Raw genomic sequence first — 14,703 nt, 5'->3', positions numbered from 1 at the left:
CAGGCAAACACAACAGGTACGTTCACAACGACAGATGGGGATTTGCGGATGAAATTAACAACAGGTAAGGCACTGCTGGCGGGTTGCATTGCGATGGCCATGAGCCAGGCGGCTATGGCGAAAGACATCAAGGTGGCGATCGTCGGGGCGATGTCCGGCCCGGTCGCGCAGTATGGCGACATGGAGTTTACCGGCGCGCGCCAGGCGATCGCCGACATCAACGCCAAGGGCGGCATCAAGGGCGACAAGCTGGTCGGCGTGGAATACGACGACGCCTGCGATCCGAAACAGGCGGTTGCGGTCGCCAACAAGGTGATCAACGACGGCATTCGCTACGTGATTGGCCACCTGTGTTCCTCTTCCACCCAGCCGGCGTCCGATATCTATGAAGACGAAGGCGTGATCATGATTACCCCGGCGGCCACCAACGCCGATCTGACTACTCGCGGCTACAAGATGATCCTGCGCACCACCGGTCTGGATTCGGATCAGGGCCCGACCGCCGCCAAATACATCCTCAGCGACATCAAGCCGAAGCGCATCGCCGTGGTGCACGATAAGCAGCAATACGGCGAAGGCCTGGCGCGCTCGGTGCGCGACAGCCTGAAAAAACAGGGTACCGAAGTGGCGATGTTCGAAGGCATCACCGCCGGCGACAAAGACTTCTCCACCCTGGTGGCGCGCCTGAAGAAAGAGAATATCGATTTCGTGTATTTCGGCGGTTACTACCCGGAAATGGGCCAGATCCTGCGTCAGGCCAAACAGGCCGGGTTGACCACCCGCTTCATGGGGCCGGAAGGCGTGGGTAACTCCTCGCTGTCCAACATCGCCGGCGCCGCCTCGGAAGGCATGCTGGTGACGCTGCCGAAACGCTACGATCAGGTGCCCGCCAACCAGCCGATCGTCGATGCGCTGAAGGCCAAGAAGCTGGATCCGACCGGCCCGTTCGTCTGGACCACCTATGCCGCGCTGCAGTCGCTGACCACCGGGATGGAGCGCAGCGGCAGCCAGGAGCCGGCGGACATCGTCAAGGATCTGAAAACCGGCAAGCCGGTGGACACCGTGATGGGGCCGCTGACCTGGGATGACAAGGGCGATCTGAAAGGCTTCGAGTTCGGCGTGTTCGAATGGCATGCCAACGGCACGTCCACACCGATCAAATAAGCCATAATGATTAGGGTGGGGCGCAGCCCGCTGCGCCCGGCGGGTCGGCTTGCCGGCCCCGTCTCCCTTTACCCGCCGGTTCTCCGTCGGCGGGTTTCGCAGCCAAGGGTTCAGAGTATGTCAGAGCAGCTCCTCTATTTTCTGCAGCAGATGTTCAACGGCTTAACGTTGGGCAGCACCTATGCATTGATCGCCATCGGTTACACCATGGTTTACGGCATCATCGGCATGATCAACTTCGCCCACGGCGAGGTGTACATGATCGGCAGCTATGTCTCCTTTATCGTTATCGCCGCCCTGATGATGCTCGGCATCGACGTCGGCTGGTTGCTGATCGGCGCCGCGTTCCTGGTCTCGATCGTCATCGCCAGCGCCTACGGCTGGAGCATCGAGCGGGTGGCCTACAAGCCGGTGCGCAACTCCAAGCGCCTGATTGCGCTGATCTCGGCCATCGGCATGTCGATATTCCTGCAAAACTACGTCAGCCTGACGCAGGGTTCGCGCGATCTGGCGCTGCCCAGCCTGGTGACCGGCCAGTGGGTGCTGGGGGAAAGCAACGGCTTCGCCGCCACCATCAGCACCATGCAGCTGACCATCTGGCTCGTGACCTTCCTGGCGATGCTGGCGCTGACGCTGTTTATCCGCTATTCACGCATGGGCCGCGCCTGCCGCGCCTGCGCGGAAGATCTGAAGATGGCCAGCCTGCTGGGCATCAACACCGACCGGGTGATCTCGCTGACTTTCGTCATCGGTGCGGTGATGGCGGCGGTGGCCGGGGTGTTGCTCGGCCAGTTCTACGGCGTCATCAACCCTTACATCGGCTTTATGGCCGGTATGAAAGCCTTTACCGCTGCGGTCCTGGGCGGCATCGGCAGCATTCCCGGCGCGATGATCGGCGGCCTGGTGCTGGGCGTGGCGGAAGCGCTGACCTCCGCTTATTTGAGCACCGAATACAAAGACGTGGTGTCGTTCGCGTTGCTGATCGTGGTGCTGCTGATCATGCCGACCGGCATTCTTGGGCGTCCGGAGGTTGAGAAAGTATGAAACTCAATCTGCTTAATGCGCTGATCGCCACGGCGGTGCTGTTCGTGATGGCTTCGTTCCTGATGGGCATGCAGCTCAGCCTGGACGGCACCAAACTGGTGGTGCACGGCGCGGCGGAAGTGCGCTGGATGTGGATCGGCATCGGCTGCGTCATCGTCTTTTTCTTCCAGCTGTTGCGCCCGCTGCTGCAGCAGGGCTTGAAAAAGGTCTCCGGCCCGGCGTTCGTGCTGCCGAGCTTCGACGGCACCACGCCGCGGCAAAAGCTGCTGGCGGCTCTGCTCATCGTCGCGGCGGTCGCCTGGCCGTTCCTGGTGTCGCGCGGCACGGTGGATATCGCCACCCTGACGCTGATCTACGTGATGCTGGGCCTCGGCCTCAACGTGGTGGTGGGCCTGTCCGGTCTGCTGGTGCTCGGCTACGGCGGTTTCTACGCCATCGGCGCCTACACCTACGCGCTGCTGAATCACTATTACGGTTTCGGATTTTGGGAGAGCCTGCCGCTGGCGGGTATCGTCACCGCCGCCTTCGGCTTCCTGCTCGGTTTCCCGGTGCTGCGGCTGCGCGGCGACTACCTGGCGATCGTGACGCTCGGCTTCGGCGAGATCGTGCGCATCCTGTTGCTGAACAATACCGAGATCACCGGCGGGCCGAACGGCATCAGCCAGATCCCGAAACCGACCTTTTTCGGCCTGGAATTTAACCGCAGCGTGCGCGACGGCGGCTGGGATACCTTCCATAACTTCTTCGGCCTGAAATACGATCCGAGCGATCGCATCGTGTTCCTGTACCTGGTGGCGCTGCTGCTGGTGGTGCTGACGCTGTTCGTTATCAACCGCCTGCTGCGCATGCCGCTCGGGCGCGCCTGGGAAGCGCTGCGTGAAGACGAGATCGCCTGCCGCTCGCTGGGCCTCAGCCCGACGCGCATCAAGCTGACCGCCTTTACCATCAGCGCCGCCTTCGCCGGGTTTGCCGGCACGCTGTTCGCCGCGCGCCAGGGTTTCGTCAGCCCGGAATCCTTCACCTTCGTCGAGTCGGCCTTCGTATTGGCGATCGTGGTGTTGGGGGGCATGGGCTCGCAGTTCGCGGTCATTCTGGCGGCGATCCTGCTGGTGGTGTCGCGCGAGCTGATGCGCGATCTGAATGAATACAGCATGTTGCTGCTGGGTGCGCTGATGGTGCTGATGATGATTTGGCGGCCGCAGGGGCTGTTGCCGATGAAACGGCCGCAGCTGAAGCTGCAGGCGGCGGACATTCACGCGGGCAAGGGGGAACAGGCATGAGCGTTCAACCTTTACTTCAGGTGGAAGGCCTGTCGATGCGTTTCGGCGGGCTGCTGGCGGTCAACAATGTGGCGTTGACGCTCAATGAAGGCGAAATTGTCTCGCTGATCGGCCCCAACGGCGCCGGTAAAACCACGGTGTTTAACTGCCTGACCGGTTTCTACCGCCCGAGCGGCGGCACCATCAAATTGCGCGATCGCCATCTGGAAGGGCTGGCGGGGCAGGCCATTGCCCGCATGGGCGTGGTGCGCACCTTCCAGCATGTGCGGCTGTTCCGTGAAATGACGGTGATTGAGAACCTGCTGGTGGCGCAGCATCAGCACCTGAAAAGCGGCGTGTTCGCCGGGTTGCTGAAAACCCCGGCCTTCCGCCGCGCCGAAGCCGAGGCGCTGGCGCGCGCGGCGGAGTGGCTGGAGCGCGTCGGCCTGCTATCGATGGCCAACCGTTCGGCGGGCAACCTGGCCTACGGGCAGCAGCGTCGGCTGGAGATCGCCCGCTGCATGGTGACCCGGCCGGAGCTGCTGATGCTGGACGAACCGGCCGCCGGCCTCAACCCGAAAGAGACCGACGAGCTGGATCATCTGATCGTCGAGCTGCGCGATCGGCATAAGGTCTCGGTGCTGCTGATCGAGCACGACATGAAGCTGGTGATGGGCATTTCCGATCGCATTTACGTGGTGAATCAGGGCACGCCGCTGGCGCAGGGCACACCGGCGGAGATCCGTAACAACCCGGACGTGATCCGGGCTTATTTGGGCGAAGAATAATATGTTGTCATTCAATCAGGTATCCGCCCATTACGGCAAAATTCAGGCGCTGCATCAGGTCAGTCTCACGATAAGTCAGGGCGAAATCGTGACGTTAATCGGCGCCAACGGCGCCGGTAAAACCACGCTGCTCGGCACCCTGTGCGGCGAACCGCGCGCCAGCGAAGGCAGCATCGTCTTTCAGGGCCAGGACATTACCCAGTGGCAAACCTCGCGCATCATGCGTGAAGCGGTGGCGATCGTACCTGAAGGGCGGCGCGTCTTCTCGCGCATGACGGTGGAAGAAAACCTGGCGATGGGTGGCTTCTTCGCCGATCGTCACCAGTATCAACAGCGCATCGAACGGGTGTTCACGCTGTTCCCGCGCCTGCTGGAGCGCCGAAGCCAGCGTGCCGGCACCATGTCCGGCGGCGAACAGCAAATGCTGGCCATCGGCCGCGCGCTGATGAGCCAGCCGAAGCTGCTGCTGCTCGACGAACCTTCGCTTGGGCTGGCGCCCATCATCATCCAGCAGATCTTCGACATCATTCAGCAGCTGCGGGAAGAGGGCATGACTATCTTCCTGGTGGAGCAAAACGCCAATCAGGCGCTGAAATTGGCGGACCGCGGTTATGTGCTGGAAAACGGCCGCGTGGTGTTGGAAGATACGGGGGCTGCATTGTTAGCCAACGAAGCAGTGAGGTCGGCGTATCTGGGCGGTTAATCCGCCCCCCTACGAATTAAAATAATCAGGTACGAGAAGAAGAAATGAAGACAGAAGGGTTACTCGCGCAGCGCATCGTTAACGTAAAAAGTTCGGCCATCCGTGAATTGCTTAAGCACAGCAAGATGGAACACGTCATTTCGCTGGCGGGCGGCATCCCCTCTGATGCGCTGTTCGATTTCGAAGGATTGAGCATTGCCACCCAGCAGGCGATCACCGAACAGCCGAAAAGCGCGTTCCAGTATGGCCTGACCGAGGGCAGCCCGCTGCTGCGTGAGCGCATTTGCGCGCTGTGCGCCGAGCGCGGCGTCACCGCGCGCGCGGAAGAGGTGATGGTCACCGCCGGTTCTCAGCAGGCACTGGATTTGGTGATGCGCGCCATCGTCAACCCGGGCGACGTGTTCGTGGTGGAGCGCCCGACCTACCTGGCGGCGCTGCAAACGCTGGAACTGGCGGAAGCCAACATCATGTCGGTCTCGTCCGACAGCGACGGCATGGTGGTGGAAGAGCTGGCCGAGCTGCTGAAAACCCAGCGTATCAAGGGCGTGTACGTGGTGCCGAACTTCGGCAACCCGAGCGGCATCACCCTCAGCGCCGCGCGCCGCGAACTGCTGGTGAAGCTGGCCGCCGAACATAACTTCCTGATCATCGAAGACGATCCGTACGGCGAGCTGCGTTTCACCGAAGAGCGCCACCCGACGCTGCATCAGGTGTCGCAGCGGGTGCTGGGCAATACCGACCACATCATCTATACCTCGACCTTCTCCAAGATCCTGGCGCCGGGCCTGCGCCTGGGATGGGCGATCCTGCCGCCGTTCCTGCTGCATAAAGTGGCGATCATCAAACAGGCGGCGGATCTGCACGCCAGCGCCCTGTCGCAGAGCATCGTCGAATGCTACCTCGGCCTGGATCGCCTGCCGGCCCAGATCGAGAAGATCCGCGCCGCCTACAAACAGAAGGGTGAGATCCTGGCCGGTTTGGTGGAGCAGGAGCTGGGCGACTACATCACCTTCGATAAACCGAAGGGTGGCATGTTCCTATGGGCGCGTTTCCGCCAGCCGTTCAACGCCACCGAATGGCTGAACACCACGCTGCAGCAGGGCGTAGTGTTCGTGCCGGGGGAATACTTCTTCTCCGACAACCCGGATCGTTCGACCTTCCGCCTGTCGTTCGCCACTGCCACCGAGCAGCAGATGCAAGAAGCGGTGGCGCGCCTGCGCCGTTCGCTATAAGCCTCGCGGCGGCGGAGCTGATGCCCGCCGCCGACATCAAACCGCCATCTTCACTTCACCTTGCCGTCATGTGGCTGTCATCTAACGGTTATTTTTCTGTCATCCGCGCATGGCATGTTAGCTTCCGAACAAAAAACTGATTCTTTTCGCTCACGCGCTTTTACACCAGCTTTTTCAGGAGTTAGGCATGCTCACCTACGCTATTCGCAAAACCACGCTGTGCGTCGCATTGACCCTGGCGGTCAGCGCCCAGGCGCTGGCGGCGACAGAAATCCCGTTCTGGCATTCGATGGAAGGCGAACTGGGTAAAGAAGTGGACTCTCTGGCGGATCGCTTCAACCAGTCGCACAGCGACGTCAAGATTGTGCCGGTTTATAAAGGCAACTACGAACAGAGCCTGGCGGCGGGCATCGCCGCTTACCGCTCCGGCAAGGCGCCGGCGATCTTGCAGGTTTACGAAGTGGGCACCGCCACCATGATGGCCAGCAAAGCCATCAAGCCGGTCTACGAAGTGTTTAAAGAGGCCGGCATCAACTTCGACGAATCGGTGTTCGTGCCGACGGTGGCCGGCTATTACACCGACAACAAGAGCGGCCATCTGCTGTCGCAGCCGTTCAACAGCTCCACGCCGGTGCTGTACTACAACAAAGACGCCTTCAAAAAGGCCGGCCTGAACCCGGATCAACCGCCGAAAACCTGGCAGGAACTGGCGGCGGATACCGCCAAGCTGCGCGAAGCCGGCATGAAGTGCGGTTACGCCAGCGGCTGGCAAGGTTGGATCCAACTGGAGAACTTCAGCGCCTGGCACGGCGTGCCGTTCGCCAGTGAAAACAACGGTTTCGGCGGCACCAGTGCCAAGCTGGAGTTCAACCAACCGCTGCAGGTCAAGCATATCGCGCTGCTCGAAGCGATGAACAAGAAGGGTGATTTCACCTACTTCGGCCGCAAAGACGAATCCACCGAGAAGTTCTACAACGGCGATTGCGCCATCACCACCGCCTCTTCCGGTTCGCTGGCGGACATCAAGCACTACGCCAAATTCAACTACGGCGTCGGCATGATGCCTTACGATGCCGACGCGAAAAACGCGCCGCAGAACGCCATCATTGGCGGGGCCAGCCTGTGGGTGATGAACGGCAAAGACGCCGCCACCTACAAGGGCGTGGCCGAGTTCCTGCAGTACCTGGCGCAACCGGAAATCGCCGCCGAATGGCACCAGAAGACCGGCTATCTGCCGATCACCACCGCGGCTTACGACCTGACCAAGCAGCAGGGCTTCTATGACAAGAACCCGGGCGCCGACGTCGCCACTCGCCAGATGCTGAACAAGCCGCCGTTGCCGTTCACCAAGGGCCTGCGCCTGGGCAACATGCCGCAGATCCGCAGCGTGGTGGATGAGGAGCTGGAAGGCGTGTGGACCGGCAAGAAAACGCCTCAGCAGGCGTTGGACGCCGCCGTGCAGCGCGGTGACGTGCTGCTGCGTCGCTTCGAAGCATCAACCAAATAACCCTGCGTCGCGGGCCCGGCGGACCGGGCTCGCGTCTTCACGCCGATCCTTCCGTGCCCGATTAATGGTTTAACTGCTATGTCATCTTCCCGTCCCGGTTTCGGCTGCAGCTGGTTGCCCTATGCATTGGTGCTGCCGCAGCTGCTGATTACCGCCGTCTTCTTTTTATGGCCCGCCGGCGAGGCGCTGTGGTATTCGGTGCAGAGTCTCGATCCGTTCGGCCTGTCCAGCCAGTTTGTCGGGCTGGATAACTTTAAGCAGCTGTTCCAGGATCCTTACTACCTCGACTCGTTCTACACCACGCTGATCTTCAGCTTCCTGGTGGCGGGCATCGGGCTGGCGGTCTCGCTGTTCTTCGCTGCGCTGGTGGACTACGTGCTGCGCGGCAGCCGCCTCTATCGCACGCTGATGATCCTGCCCTACGCGGTGGCGCCGGCGGTGGCGGCGGTGCTGTGGATCTTTCTGTTCAACCCCGGTCTGGGGTTGATCACCCACTTCCTCAATGGGCTGGGTTATAACTGGAACCATGCGCAAAACAGCGGCCAGGCGATGTTCCTGGTGGTGCTGGCCTCGGTATGGCAGCAGATAAGCTATAACTTCCTGTTTTTCCTCGCGGCGCTGCAGTCGATCCCGCGTTCGCTGGTGGAGGCGGCGGCCATCGACGGCGCCGGCCCGGTGCGGCGTTTCTTCCATCTGGTGCTGCCGCTGATCGCGCCGGTGAGCTTCTTCCTGCTGGTGGTCAATCTGGTGTACGCCTTCTTCGATACCTTCCCGGTGATCGACGCCGCCACCGGCGGCGGGCCGGTGCAGTCCACCACCACGTTGATCTACAAGATCTACCGCGAAGGCTTCGCCGGATTGGATCTCTCCAGCTCCGCCGCGCAGTCGGTGATCCTGATGTTGCTGGTGATCGGCCTGACGGTGATCCAGTTCCGCTTCGTTGAACGTAAGGTGCGCTACCAATGATTGAGAATCGACGCGGGCTGGACATCTTCAGCCATGTGATGCTGATTATCGGCGTGCTGGTGGTGCTGTTCCCGCTGTACGTGGCCTTTGTCGCCGCCACGCTGGACGACAAACAGGTGTTTCAGGTGCCGATGACGCTGGTGCCCGGCGGCCACCTGTGGGAGAACATCCGCAATATCTGGCAGGGCGGCGTGGGCAACCTCAAGGTGCCGTTCTCGCTGCTGTTGCTCAACAGCGTGATCATGGCGCTGGCGATCACCTGCGGCAAAATCGCGGTGTCGGTGCTGTCGGCTTACGCCATCGTGTACTTCCGCTTTCCGCTGCGCAGCCTGTTCTTCTGGCTGATTTTCCTCACCCTGATGCTGCCGGTGGAAGTGCGTATTTTCCCGACGGTGGAGGTGATCTCCAACCTCAACCTGCTGGACAGCTATACCGGCCTGACGCTGCCGCTGATGGCCTCGGCTACCGCCACTTTCCTGCTGCGCCAGTTCTTCATGACGCTGCCGGATGAGCTGCTGGAGGCGGCGCGCATCGACGGCGCCGGGCCGATGCGTTTCTTCTGGGACATCGTGTTGCCGCTGTCGAAAACCAATCTGGCGGCGCTGTTCGTCATCACCTTTATCTACGGCTGGAACCAATACCTGTGGCCGATCCTGATCACCAGCGACGCCTCGATGGGCACCGCGGTAGCGGGCATCAAGAGCATGATCTCCACTTCCGGCGCGCCGACCCAGTGGAACCAGGTGATGGCGGCGATGATTCTGACTTTATTGCCACCGCTGGCGGTGGTGCTTCTGATGCAGCGCTGGTTTGTGCGCGGTCTGGTTGATAGCGAGAAATAACGACGATGGCAGGATTAAAACTACAGGCGGTCACCAAGTCTTACGACGGTAAAACGCCGGTGATCAAACAGATCGACCTCGACGTGGCGGACGGTGAGTTCATCGTGATGGTCGGCCCGTCCGGCTGCGGCAAGTCCACGCTGCTGCGCATGGTGGCCGGGCTGGAGCGCACTACCAGCGGCGATATCTATATCGATACCCGGCGCGTGACCGATCTGGAGCCCAAGGATCGCGGTATCGCGATGGTGTTTCAGAACTACGCGCTCTATCCGCACATGAGCGTGTACGACAACATGGCTTACGGCCTCAAGATCCGCGGTTTCGGCAAGGAGCATATCCGCCAGCGGGTGGAGGAAGCGGCGCGCATCCTGGAGCTGGAGCCGCTGCTCAAGCGCAAACCGCGCGAACTTTCCGGCGGCCAGCGCCAGCGCGTGGCGATGGGGCGCGCCATCGTGCGCGAACCGGCGGTATTCCTGTTTGATGAGCCGCTGTCCAACCTGGACGCCAAGCTGCGGGTGCAGATGCGCCTGGAGCTGCAACAGCTGCACCGCCGTCTGAAAACCACCAGCCTGTACGTGACTCACGACCAGGTGGAGGCGATGACGCTGGCGCAGCGGGTGATCGTGATGAATAAGGGCGTGGCGGAGCAGATCGGCACCCCGAGTGAAGTGTACCAACGGCCGGCTTCGCTGTTCGTCGCCGGCTTTATCGGCTCGCCGGCGATGAACCTGCTGCCCGGCACCCTGAGCGCCGACGGCGGCCAGCTGCTGTTGGCGGACGGCATGGCGCTGCCGTTGCCGGCGGCCAAGCCGCAGTGGGCGGGGCGGCCGTTGACGCTGGGCATTCGGCCGGAGCATATTCAATTGGTGGCGCAAGGCCAGGGCGTGCCGCTGCAGCTGCAGACGCTGGAACTGCTGGGAGCCGACAATCTGGCGCACGGCCAGTGGGGCGGTCACGGGGTGATCGCGCGGCTGTCGCATGAAACCTTGCCGACGGCGGGCAGTACGCTATATTTGCAGCTGCCTGCTCAGGCGCTGCACTTCTTTGACACCCACAGCGGATTACGGATGGATTGATGACGAGACCCTGGCCTTACCCTCATATCGTTGCCCACCGCGGCGGCGGTTCTCTGGCGCCGGAAAATACCCTGGCGGCGATCGACGTCGGCGCGCGCCACGGCCACAAGATGATCGAGTTCGACGCCAAACTGGCGCAGGACGGACAAATTTTCCTGCTGCATGATGATACGCTGGATCGCACCAGCAACGGCTGGGGCGTGGCGGGCGAGCTGCCGTGGGATAAGCTGGTGCAGCTGGACGCCGGCAACTGGTACAGCTCGGCCTTCAAGGGCGAGCGGCTGCCGCTGCTGTCGGAGGTGGCGGAACGCTGCCGGGAACACGGCCTGATGGCCAATATCGAGATCAAACCGACCACCGGCAGCGACGACGAAACCGGCCGGGTGGTGGCGCTGGCGGCGCGGCTGCTGTGGCAAGGGCAGACCGACCCGTTGCTCTCCTCCTTCTCGGTGGAAGCGCTGGCGGCGGCGCAACGCACCGTGCCGGATTTGCCGCGCGGCTTGCTGCTGGAGGACTGGGACGACAACTGGCGCGAGCTGACCGAACGTCTGGACTGCGTCTCGCTGCATATCGACCACAAGGCGCTGACCGCCGAGCGGGTGAAAGCGTTGAAAGACGCCGGTCTGCGCATTCTGGTGTACACCGTTAACCAGCCTGATCGCGCGCGCCTGCTGCTCGACTGGGGCGTTGACTGCATTTGCACCGACCGGATAGATTTGATTGGCCCGGAGTTCTAATCCGGCGCCGATGAATCCTGCGACGACAAGCCTTGCCGCCGCACCACCGGAAGGAATGCGATGCCTGGCTTTATCCTGTCACTGTGGCACCAGATGGTGCTGTCATTACCGCTGTTCGTCCTGATCGCGTTGGGTTATGGGCTGATTCGCTGGGGGAAATGGCCCGCCAGCATCACCGATGGCCTGACGCGCTTTGTGTTTTCCCTCGCCTTGCCCGCCATGCTGTTTCGCATGATGTGCGACTTCTCGCAGCGTCCGGCGGTCGATGCCCGGCTGTTGATCGCGTTCTTCGGCAGTTGCCTGATCGTGTTCGTGCTCGGCCGCCTGGTTGCCCGGTACCTTTTCCGGCTGGATGGCGTCGCCGGGTCGGTGTTTGCGCTGGGCGGTATTTTCTCCAATAACGTGATGCTCGGTTTACCGATCGCCAGCGTGATGCTGGGGCAGGCGGCGATCCCGTCGGTGGCGCTGGTGCTGGTGTTCAACGGCCTGATCCTGTGGACGCTGGTCACGGTGTCGATCGAATGGGCGCGCAACGGCTCGCCGACGCTGGGGGGCTTTGCTAAAACCGCGCGCAGCGTGCTGACCAACCCGCTGATCGTCGGCATTTTGTCCGGCACGCTGTTTAGCCTGACCGGCCTGCCGCTGCCGGACTTCGTCGATCGGCCGGTCAGCATGCTCGGCCAGGTGGCGGCGCCGCTGTCGCTGGTGGTGCTTGGCATGGGGCTCGCCGAGTACCGCATCAGCGAAGGCTGGCAACTGAGCAGCGCCATCTGCGTGCTGAAGTTGCTGGTACAGCCGTTGGTGATTTGGCTGCTGGCCTGGATGATGGATCTGCCGCCGATGGAGACCCGCGTGGTGGTGCTGCTGGGCTCAATGGCGGTGGGGGTGAATGTCTACCTGATGTCGCGCCAGTTCAATACGCTCACCGGCCCGGCCGCCACCAGCCTGGTGATGTCCACCGTGCTGGCGGCGATCACCACGCCGCTGATCCTCACCGTTATGGGCGTGCGGGCGTAGCCGGCAGCGGGGCCTGCGGCACCGCCGGCGCGGTACGGTTGAACGGATCGCGCGGCTGGTTGCCGTTAGGCAGCAGCTGGCCGCCGTTCGGCGTGGTTTGCAACAGCTGTTGCCGTTGATTGTCGAACTGTCGCTGTTGTTGCAGGCGGCGTTGATCCATCTGCCGGTTGTTCAACAAGCGCTGTTGCTGCGCCTGTTGGCTGTTTTGGTTGAGAAGCTGCTGCTGTGAACGCAGATCGGTTACGCCGTTGGCCGCTGCAGCCAGGCCGGGCAGCAACAGCAGAGCGAACAGGATGTGAGACGTTTTCATGATGGTTACCTCGCTTTTTTATTAAGCCTAACCCAGCGGTGAAATTTTGCTGGTAGTTTGTATTTTGTTCAAATGTAAACCGCCTTTTCGCCAACGCGGTGCCCATCTTCCGTTACAATCGCGGTTTATGAATTGCTAGGATGAACCCATCGTGCTGCTCTTGGTTATCACCACCATTCTGTGGGCGTTTTCTTTTAGCCTGATCGGCGAGTATTTGGCGGGTCAGGTCGACAGCGGGTTTTCGGCGCTGGTGCGCATCGGGCTGGCGGCGCTGGTGTTCCTGCCGTTCCTGCGCTGGCGCAATATCAAGCCCAGGGTGATCCTGCTGTATATGCTGGTGGGCGCCTTCCAACTGGGCATCATGTATCTGTTCAGCTTCCGCGCCTATCTCTACCTGACGGTACCCGAATTCCTGCTGTTCACCGTGTTGACGCCGCTGTACATCACGCTGATCTACGACTTACTGAGCGGCCGACGTTTACGCTGGGGCTATGTGTTCAGCGCGCTGCTGGCGGTGCTGGGCGCGGCGATCATTCGCTATCACCAACTGAGCGAACACTTCTGGTGGGGGCTGCTGTTGGTGCAGGCGGCGAACATCAGCTTCGCCATCGGCATGGTCGGCTATAAGCGCCTGATGGAAGTGCACCCCTTGCCGCAGCACACCGCCTTTTCCTGGTTCTACCTGGGGGCGGCGGTGGTGGCGGTGGTGGCCTGGTTCCTGTGGGGCAATCCGCAGCAGCTGCCGACGACCAATCTGCAGTGGGGCGTGCTGATCTGGCTGGGCGTGGTGGCGTCGGGGCTGGGCTATTTCATGTGGAACTACGGCGCGACGCAGGTGGATGCCGGCACGCTCGGCATCATGAACAACATGCATGTGCCGGCCGGCTTGTTGGTCAACCTTGCCATCTGGCAGCAACAGCCGCACTGGCCGAGCTTTATCATCGGCGGGGCGGTGATCGTCGCTTCGCTGTGGGTGCACCGCCGCTGGGTGGCGCCGAAACAGCTCGGCTAAACGGGAGGGCGACAGTTTATACGCCGGCCGCCAATGCTTTGGCGCCGGTCGCGCCGGGGCGTGCCGCGTCGCGCACGAACGGCAGATGATCGCAGGCGTGCTGGCGGGCCGAGCGGATAAAGGCTTCGGTCACCGCCTGGCGCTGTTCGCCGTCGCGCACGGCGGCGTACAGGCGGCTCCACAGGCCGTCACCCAGGGTTTTGGTCACCACCAGCCCCTGCCGTTCGAAACTCTCCACCACCCAATGCGGCAGCGCCGCAATCCCCATCCGCGCCGAGACCATCTGGATCAGCAGCAGCGTGTTATCGACGTTCTTCAATGCCGGGTTGACGCCCGCCGGCTGCAGGAAATGCCGCCAGATATCCAGCCGCTGGCGCTGCACCGGGTAAATCAACAGCGTTTCATCGCTCAAGTCTGCCGGCTCGATGTGCGGCTTGCCGGCCAGCGGATGATCCGGCGCCAGCACCAGACGCACCTCGAAATCGAACATCGGCGAATAGTGCAGGCCGCTGCGCGGCAGGATATCCGACGTCATCACCAGATCCAGCTCGCCCTGTTGCAGGGCCGGCTGCGGATCGAAAGTCACGCCGGAGGTGAAGTCCATCACCACCTGCGGGAAACGCTGGCGGAAATTGTCCAGCGCCGGCGTCAGCCACTGAATGCAGCTGTGGCATTCGATGGCGATGCGCAGCGTGGTTTGGTGCGGCTCGTGGCAGGCCTGCAGCGCCTGTGAGATTTGCGGCAGCACCTGTTCCGCCAGCTGCAGCAAGATCTCGCCCTGGGCGGTGAAGCGCAGCGGCTGGCTCTTGCGCACGAACAGCTTGAAGCCCAGACGTTGCTCAAGATCGCTGAACTGGTGCGACAGGGCAGACTGCGTCTGATGAAGTTGGGCCGCCGCCCCCGCCAGCGAACCGCTGCTGCGCAGGGCCTGCAGCGTCCGTAAATGTTTCAGTTCGATCATGAGAGTCCTTCACATTGACAGTGAATAAATTGCGCTTGTGGTTAATACAGTACCTGCTGATTATGGATGTGTAAACATCTGGACG

General features: G+C 61.9%; 15 protein-coding genes. 13 read left to right on the top strand and 2 right to left on the bottom strand.

The window, feature by feature from the left end:
* Positions 1-48: 48 nt before the first annotated feature.
* The 12 genes from ACMGF9_RS22660 (at position 49) to ACMGF9_RS22605 (ending at position 12,335) form a co-directional block, all read left to right on the top strand.
* Positions 49-1,164 (top strand): branched-chain amino acid ABC transporter substrate-binding protein, encoded by a 1,116-nt coding sequence (locus ACMGF9_RS22660; RefSeq protein WP_004934358.1) that lies wholly within the window; start codon positions 49-51, stop codon positions 1,162-1,164.
* A 117-nt stretch (positions 1,165-1,281) separates the two neighbouring features.
* The gene (gene livH / locus ACMGF9_RS22655) at positions 1,282-2,208 is read left to right on the top strand and encodes a high-affinity branched-chain amino acid ABC transporter permease LivH (RefSeq protein ID WP_015376290.1); all 927 of its coding nucleotides are present in this window, start codon (positions 1,282-1,284) and stop codon (positions 2,206-2,208) included.
* Entirely contained in the window at positions 2,205-3,488 is a 1,284-nt protein-coding gene (locus ACMGF9_RS22650) for a high-affinity branched-chain amino acid ABC transporter permease LivM (RefSeq protein WP_049241602.1), read from the top strand. Before livH ends, ACMGF9_RS22650 begins: the two co-directional genes overlap by 4 nt.
* Positions 3,485-4,255, top strand: a complete 771-nt coding sequence (livG, locus tag ACMGF9_RS22645; protein ID WP_015376291.1) for a high-affinity branched-chain amino acid ABC transporter ATP-binding protein LivG — start codon at positions 3,485-3,487, stop codon at positions 4,253-4,255. The genes ACMGF9_RS22650 and livG overlap by 4 nt, the downstream gene beginning before the upstream one ends.
* A gap of 1 nt (position 4,256) precedes the next feature.
* Complete coding sequence (livF, locus tag ACMGF9_RS22640) at positions 4,257-4,958, top strand: high-affinity branched-chain amino acid ABC transporter ATP-binding protein LivF (RefSeq protein WP_015376292.1); 702 nt, start codon at positions 4,257-4,259, stop codon at positions 4,956-4,958.
* 44 nt (positions 4,959-5,002) lie between these two features.
* Positions 5,003-6,190 (top strand): PLP-dependent aminotransferase family protein, encoded by a 1,188-nt coding sequence (locus ACMGF9_RS22635; RefSeq protein WP_099982196.1) that lies wholly within the window; start codon positions 5,003-5,005, stop codon positions 6,188-6,190.
* A gap of 187 nt (positions 6,191-6,377) precedes the next feature.
* Positions 6,378-7,697: a sn-glycerol-3-phosphate ABC transporter substrate-binding protein UgpB gene (ugpB, locus tag ACMGF9_RS22630; protein WP_004934396.1), complete on the top strand. Its 1,320-nt coding sequence runs from the start codon at positions 6,378-6,380 to the stop codon at positions 7,695-7,697.
* Positions 7,698-7,775: 78 nt separating this feature from the next.
* A complete protein-coding gene (gene ugpA, locus ACMGF9_RS22625; RefSeq protein ID WP_015376293.1) occupies positions 7,776-8,663 on the top strand; it encodes a sn-glycerol-3-phosphate ABC transporter permease UgpA in 888 nt (295 codons plus the stop codon).
* A complete protein-coding gene (gene ugpE, locus ACMGF9_RS22620) occupies positions 8,660-9,505 on the top strand; it encodes a sn-glycerol-3-phosphate ABC transporter permease UgpE (RefSeq protein ID WP_004934403.1) in 846 nt (281 codons plus the stop codon). Before ugpA ends, ugpE begins: the two co-directional genes overlap by 4 nt.
* 5 nt (positions 9,506-9,510) lie before the next feature.
* Entirely contained in the window at positions 9,511-10,581 is a 1,071-nt protein-coding gene (locus ACMGF9_RS22615; protein ID WP_021504802.1) for a sn-glycerol-3-phosphate import ATP-binding protein UgpC, read from the top strand.
* Positions 10,581-11,318 (top strand): glycerophosphodiester phosphodiesterase, encoded by a 738-nt coding sequence (gene ugpQ, locus ACMGF9_RS22610; protein WP_015376295.1) that lies wholly within the window; start codon positions 10,581-10,583, stop codon positions 11,316-11,318. Before ACMGF9_RS22615 ends, ugpQ begins: the two co-directional genes overlap by 1 nt.
* A gap of 60 nt (positions 11,319-11,378) precedes the next feature.
* The gene (locus tag ACMGF9_RS22605) at positions 11,379-12,335 is read left to right on the top strand and encodes an AEC family transporter (RefSeq protein WP_015376296.1); all 957 of its coding nucleotides are present in this window, start codon (positions 11,379-11,381) and stop codon (positions 12,333-12,335) included.
* Here the strand turns inward: ACMGF9_RS22605 and ACMGF9_RS22600 are convergent.
* The gene (locus tag ACMGF9_RS22600; protein ID WP_016929457.1) at positions 12,316-12,645 is read right to left on the bottom strand and encodes a hypothetical protein; all 330 of its coding nucleotides are present in this window, start codon (positions 12,643-12,645) and stop codon (positions 12,316-12,318) included. The genes ACMGF9_RS22605 and ACMGF9_RS22600 overlap by 20 nt on opposite strands.
* Before the next feature lie 151 nt (positions 12,646-12,796).
* Between ACMGF9_RS22600 and ACMGF9_RS22595 the strand changes: the two genes are divergently transcribed.
* Positions 12,797-13,657, top strand: a complete 861-nt coding sequence (locus ACMGF9_RS22595) for a carboxylate/amino acid/amine transporter (protein ID WP_015376298.1) — start codon at positions 12,797-12,799, stop codon at positions 13,655-13,657.
* 16 nt (positions 13,658-13,673) lie between these two features.
* Here the strand turns inward: ACMGF9_RS22595 and metR are convergent, their stop codons facing one another.
* Positions 13,674-14,618 carry an HTH-type transcriptional regulator MetR gene (metR, locus tag ACMGF9_RS22590; protein ID WP_015376299.1) on the bottom strand — a complete coding sequence of 315 codons (945 nt, stop codon included), beginning with the start codon at positions 14,616-14,618 and terminating at the stop codon, positions 13,674-13,676.
* Between the last annotated feature and the right edge of the window lie 85 nt (positions 14,619-14,703).

This window comes from Serratia sp. BNK-23 (genome assembly GCF_047456145.1).
GTDB lineage: Bacteria > Pseudomonadota > Gammaproteobacteria > Enterobacterales > Enterobacteriaceae > Serratia > Serratia nematodiphila.
Note: the sequence above shows the minus strand (reverse complement) of the source record. Positions and strands in the feature narration are given on the sequence as shown.

What these genes read in the sequence shown, in the direction of transcription:
- ACMGF9_RS22660 (WP_004934358.1), top strand. Translation starts at nt 49, where the DNA reads ATGAAATTAACAACAGGTAAGGCACTGCTGGCGGGTTGCATTGCGATG.
- livH (WP_015376290.1), top strand. Translation starts at nt 1,282, where the DNA reads ATGTCAGAGCAGCTCCTCTATTTTCTGCAGCAGATGTTCAACGGCTTA.
- ACMGF9_RS22650 (WP_049241602.1), top strand. Translation starts at nt 2,205, where the DNA reads ATGAAACTCAATCTGCTTAATGCGCTGATCGCCACGGCGGTGCTGTTC.
- livG (WP_015376291.1), top strand. Translation starts at nt 3,485, where the DNA reads ATGAGCGTTCAACCTTTACTTCAGGTGGAAGGCCTGTCGATGCGTTTC.
- livF (WP_015376292.1), top strand. Translation starts at nt 4,257, where the DNA reads ATGTTGTCATTCAATCAGGTATCCGCCCATTACGGCAAAATTCAGGCG.
- ACMGF9_RS22635 (WP_099982196.1), top strand. Translation starts at nt 5,003, where the DNA reads ATGAAGACAGAAGGGTTACTCGCGCAGCGCATCGTTAACGTAAAAAGT.
- ugpB (WP_004934396.1), top strand. Translation starts at nt 6,378, where the DNA reads ATGCTCACCTACGCTATTCGCAAAACCACGCTGTGCGTCGCATTGACC.
- ugpA (WP_015376293.1), top strand. Translation starts at nt 7,776, where the DNA reads ATGTCATCTTCCCGTCCCGGTTTCGGCTGCAGCTGGTTGCCCTATGCA.
- ugpE (WP_004934403.1), top strand. Translation starts at nt 8,660, where the DNA reads ATGATTGAGAATCGACGCGGGCTGGACATCTTCAGCCATGTGATGCTG.
- ACMGF9_RS22615 (WP_021504802.1), top strand. Translation starts at nt 9,511, where the DNA reads ATGGCAGGATTAAAACTACAGGCGGTCACCAAGTCTTACGACGGTAAA.
- ugpQ (WP_015376295.1), top strand. Translation starts at nt 10,581, where the DNA reads ATGACGAGACCCTGGCCTTACCCTCATATCGTTGCCCACCGCGGCGGC.
- ACMGF9_RS22605 (WP_015376296.1), top strand. Translation starts at nt 11,379, where the DNA reads ATGCCTGGCTTTATCCTGTCACTGTGGCACCAGATGGTGCTGTCATTA.
- ACMGF9_RS22600 (WP_016929457.1), bottom strand. Translation starts at nt 12,645, where the DNA reads ATGAAAACGTCTCACATCCTGTTCGCTCTGCTGTTGCTGCCCGGCCTG.
- metR (WP_015376299.1), bottom strand. Translation starts at nt 14,618, where the DNA reads ATGATCGAACTGAAACATTTACGGACGCTGCAGGCCCTGCGCAGCAGC.